Consider the following 3,659-nt stretch of genomic DNA (forward strand, 5'->3'; position numbering starts at 1 on the left):
GGCGACTACCTGGGCGAGCAGTTCATGCAGTGGTTCCTCAAGGAGCAGGTCGAGGAAGTTGCCAGCATGACGACGCTTCTCACCATCGCGGATCGCGCGGGTGCCAACCTGTTCGATCTCGAAGATTTTGTTTCCCGCGAGATGAGCACGGTCAGTGACACCACGGGCGCACCCGCTGCGGCCGGGGGAACCGTCTAGCCCAGCGGTTCACTTCCCGCCAGCAAGATCGAGCTGATCAGTTCGGGGGCGTCTGTCATCGGAACATGCCCCAGCCCGGGCAAGATCATGAGTTTCGCTTGCGGGAAGGGCTTTTTCACGCGCTTCGCCTGGTAGACGGGCAAGATCAGATCGCGTCGACCCCACGCAACCGTCACTGGCACAGTGGGATCAACGATCGGAGGCAGCGTGAAATTCAGGTCGACACCGAGGTCCACCAGTTCGTTGGACACGAGCGAGCGGCAGTCGGCCAAAGCCGCCGCATAGTTGACGTGGCTCGGGTGGGCAAAGAATGCACCGAGAGCTGGATAGCGAATCATCTTGTACCGCATTGCCTGTGGCATTCCATCGCCCATGAGGCGGGCCGTTGCCCGGAGGCCGCGAAACATGTTGATGGCACGCACCTGGTCCAGGTGATTGACAAAAAATCCGGCCGGCGAGAGCGCTGTTGCGGAAGCTACGTCACCGCGTGCCGCGAGAGAGAGTGCGATCCATCCGCCGAGAGAGTTTCCGGCGACATGGGCGCGCTCTCCTTGCGGCGTGACCTCGGAAATAAACTCGCTGACGTCGTCGATCAACTGTCCCATGACGTCCGAACCGAGTTCGGGAAGCGGAGATTCTCCGTGCCCGGGGAGGTCGACGGTGACGACGCGTCGATACGGCGTCAGCAGATCCAAAAGCGAATCCCACGCCTGGCGCCGATGGACTATGCCATGGACGAGAACAAGCGTGGGACCGCTACCGGAGATGTCGTGCGACAAGGTCATTCGAAAACTTTATACGTGACCTTGCGTAACGTCTAGAGGTGGAGAATCAGCGCAACGTGACCTGACGGCCACGCAGTCCGTCACGCGAACGCAGTTCGGCGGCCGTCAACGGCGCGTCGACAGCCAGTGCCTGAGCCAAGCGGTCGCCGAATTCGACGGTTGCCGCTACCCACTCGTTGGCGTGCTTCTCGCGGTCCAGGTCGAAGACCGGAACCAGCAGTCCGTGGGTGCGGAAGGAGCCTGCGAAACGCGACCCTTCACCCAGGTTCAGCCCGCCGGCAGCATGTATGCGGGCCAGTGCCAGCATCAGGTCGTCTTCGCTCTCGGGACGCACCCAGCGCAGGTGAGCCTTTTCTCCGGCGTCAACCCACCAGGCAGCAACAAGGCCGTCGCCTTCGAGGCGTGCCGACGGCATGATCGCAGCGTTTGCCTGCTCGACAGTCGCCTTGACCTGGGCGTCGGTTTCGGTTCCTTCGGGGATCCACCAGTTGAAGTCCTGGTAGACGGTGATGTCCAGCAGTGCCGCGGGATCAACGACGGCGGTGACGGCCGGGGTGTCCGTACCGGGATCGGCAGCGGGGAGGGCATCGCCGGGAGCCGCATCCTTGACCCAGGTTGCCGCAGCGGCGAGGTCTGCACCCAGATCATCGGAGTACGCCTGTACCTGCACGCCGACAAAGCCGGTCGCGGTGTCGCCTTCGTCGCGAACTAGCGCGGCAACTGCGCCCGGAAGCACCGTTGCGATGGTGATGGGACGGTCGGTTCCGATGACGGGCAGCGGAGCCGTAGCCGAAGGAACGAACTCACGCATTGCGACCAGGTCGCACTCGGCTGCGAGGCCTGCGAACGGGCGGCTCACCGTGCTGGTTGCTGCCTCACGCTCTGCCTGGCGGGCGGCGAGCTTCTCGGCGCGCCCACTGTCTACCTTCGGTCCACTGTTTCTTTTGCTCTTCTTAGCCACGAGGGCAAAATCTACACGCTACCTAGCCATTCTTTTGTCCGACCGGGGTGATTGGTGGCCACCCAGCTGACTCCGAGTTCGCGGCACAGGTCCACATCAGCTTTGCCGTCGACGGTCCAGCAGTACGTCGCGCGTCCGGCGGCCGCAGCGCGGTCCACCAGATCGGGATGCTCTCGCAAGGATTTGATGGACGGTCCGATCGCGGTGGCACCGACGGCCGTCGACGCTCCGCCGCCCAGATACCGCGACGCGTCGCCGAGGAGAACCGTCGGCAGCAGCGGAGCCGCCCGGCGCACTCTCCACACCGCGCTGGCCGAAAACGACATCACGACGGCCCGGGAGTGATCGGCCGACGGCGGCGACGCAATTCCGAAACGGTGCAGCTCAGCGAGAAGTTTTGCTTCGACCAGTCCACCGAATCGCACGGGATGCTTGGTCTCGATGAACAGTTTCACCGGACGCGAGAAGTCCAAGGCCAAGGTGATGAGATCTGCCAGCGTCAGAAGTTCGGCCGGTTCACCGGTTGAACCGAAGTCCAGCTCGTTCAGGGAATCGAGAGTCATTTCGCTGACGATTCCGGTGCCACTGGACGTGCGGTCCACTTTGCGGTCGTGAACGCAGACGAGGTGACCGTCGCGGGTGAGCCGAACATCGCATTCGAGCCCGTCGGCGCCTTCTTCGAGGGCGAGTTCGTACGCGGCGAGTGTGTGTTCCGGCCGGGCCGCCGACGCCCCGCGGTGGGCAACAACGAGCGGACCTCGACGATCAGGGCTCACAGCGCAGCAGTCTCTTTCTCTTTCGACTGTTCCAACACCGAGCGCGGTACCGGCACCCACCGGGTCGCAGTTTCCGGTTCACCGCGCCAATCCTTGTGCTCGATACGTCGAACCACCAGAAGTGTCAGAGCGGCAGTGAGCGCGGCGATCAACGCAATGAAGGCTGACAGGAGCACACCGTCGGCCATTGCCTGCAGTCCCGGCCGCGAGCGCCAGTACGCATTAACGACCAGCAGGAGGCCACTGAACGTCCAGAACGCCCACCAGATCTTGACCAGCCGGACCCCGCGAGGATCGCGGCGAACGAGTTCCAGCAGGTACATCGCCGGCATCACGAGGTTGAGCACGGGCAGCGCGCAGCCGAGGATGATCTCGCCGCGCGAGCGTGGGTCGGTGCGCTTTTCACGGGCGTACTGCTCGCGGCGTTGGCGCAGCAGCCAGCACACTGCCGCGACGGCAGCGAGAACAGCGCAGAGCAGTCCGCCGAGTTGCGTGAAGTACACAGCCGCATCGGACGCCGTCAAGAGCGATTGGGGAATCAGACGGGTCTGGTTGCGCACCAGGATCGCGTATCGGCCGATCTCCGCAAATACGGCCAGACCGTACAGAACTGTGGCAAGTGTGAGCAGTGAGCCGACGCGATCGGCCATTCGTTCGGCCTGCGACTCCGCGGCCGGCGTGGCGTCGACGACATCTGTGAGACCCCATTGCGGGACGGCGTCGTAGTGGGGCGTCGACAAGTTCTGGCGCGGCGGTCGTGGATCACCGACACCGCGCGGCGCGTTGGGCGTGCGCGCAATCCATCGGAAGCCTCGACGGCTGGGCGGCAGATAGGCGTCGGAGCGAACCGGGACGAGCAGGACGCCGCTGCAGCGGGGGCACCACTGCGCCGGGCCGCCGGTGCCATGATGCTGCGCCGGGCCGCCGGTGCCATGATGC

The 3,659-nt window shown here is 64.4% G+C and carries 4 protein-coding genes and 1 pseudogene; 1 reads left to right on the forward strand and 4 read right to left on the reverse strand.

The window, feature by feature from the left end:
• A pseudogene (locus QM600_RS21520) lies at window positions 1–198 on the forward strand (ferritin); the annotation flags it as partial.
• On the opposite strand, the gene QM600_RS21525 reads toward QM600_RS21520, so the two are convergent.
• The 4 genes from QM600_RS21525 to QM600_RS21540 all read right to left on the reverse strand — a co-directional run.
• Window positions 195–983 (reverse strand): alpha/beta fold hydrolase, encoded by a 789-nt coding sequence (locus tag QM600_RS21525; protein WP_283263580.1) that lies wholly within the window; start codon window positions 981–983, stop codon window positions 195–197. The pseudogene QM600_RS21520 and the gene QM600_RS21525 sit on opposite strands and share 4 nt — an antisense overlap.
• A gap of 46 nt (window positions 984–1,029) precedes the next feature.
• Window positions 1,030–1,944, reverse strand: coding sequence for a DUF5926 family protein (locus tag QM600_RS21530; RefSeq protein WP_094270697.1), 915 nt, complete (start codon window positions 1,942–1,944; stop codon window positions 1,030–1,032).
• 11 nt (window positions 1,945–1,955) lie between these two features.
• The gene (locus QM600_RS21535; RefSeq protein ID WP_094270696.1) at window positions 1,956–2,720 is read right to left on the reverse strand and encodes a glycerophosphodiester phosphodiesterase; all 765 of its coding nucleotides are present in this window, start codon (window positions 2,718–2,720) and stop codon (window positions 1,956–1,958) included.
• Window positions 2,717–3,659: DUF4328 domain-containing protein (locus tag QM600_RS21540; RefSeq protein WP_283263581.1), on the reverse strand; the 943-nt coding region annotated here is incomplete at its 5' end. The genes QM600_RS21535 and QM600_RS21540, both read right to left, overlap by 4 nt.

The sequence above is a fragment of the Rhodococcus sp. IEGM 1379 genome (assembly GCF_030056815.1).
Classification (GTDB): domain Bacteria; phylum Actinomycetota; class Actinomycetes; order Mycobacteriales; family Mycobacteriaceae; genus Rhodococcus_F.